Origin of the sequence: Tissierella sp. P1 (assembly GCF_002266425.1) — a bacterium.
GTDB lineage: Bacteria > Bacillota > Clostridia > Tissierellales > Tissierellaceae > Tissierella > Tissierella carlieri.
In genome coordinates this window covers 1-557 of the sequence record NZ_NPMN01000091.1, presented here as the reverse complement: position 1 = coordinate 557, position 557 = coordinate 1, and the positions used below count along the sequence as shown (strand labels likewise).

1 protein-coding gene is annotated in these 557 nt (G+C 31.2%); it reads left to right on the top strand.

Features of this window, described 5'->3' with window-relative positions:
- Positions 1-4 precede the first annotated feature (4 nt).
- Positions 5-557: Vat family streptogramin A O-acetyltransferase (locus tag CIW83_RS21850; protein WP_235601450.1), on the top strand; the 553-nt coding region annotated here is incomplete at its 3' end.

Sequence of the window (557 nt, the reverse complement as noted above, 5' to 3'; positions counted from 1 at the left end):
TGTTATTAAAAATCCTAATATTCAGGTTGGAGATTATACTTATTATGATGATATAAATGGAGCAGAAAAGTTCGAAGAACATGTTACTCATCATTATGAATTTATAGGTGATAAACTTATTATAGGAAAGTTTTGTGCAATAGCAAAGGGAATAGAATTTGTCATGAATGGTGCAAACCATAGAATGAAATCCGTAACCACATATCCTTTTAATATTATGGGTAATGGATGGGAAAAAACCACACCTACTCTTGAAGAGTTACCTCTAAAAGGTGATACTGTGGTTGGTAATGATGTTTGGATTGGACAAAATGTTACAGTAATGCCTGGTGTGCATATTGGAGATGGTTCAATCATTGCTGCTAATTCTGTGGTAACAAAAAATGTTCCTCCATATCATATTGCTGGAGGTAATCCATGCAAAATTGTAAAAAAGAGATTTGATGATGAGTTGATTGATTATCTATTAAAATTAAAATGGTGGGATTGGTCTGAAGAAAAGATTTTTAAAAATCTTGAAGTACTTTGTAGTTCAGATTTAGATAAAATTAAGTCTA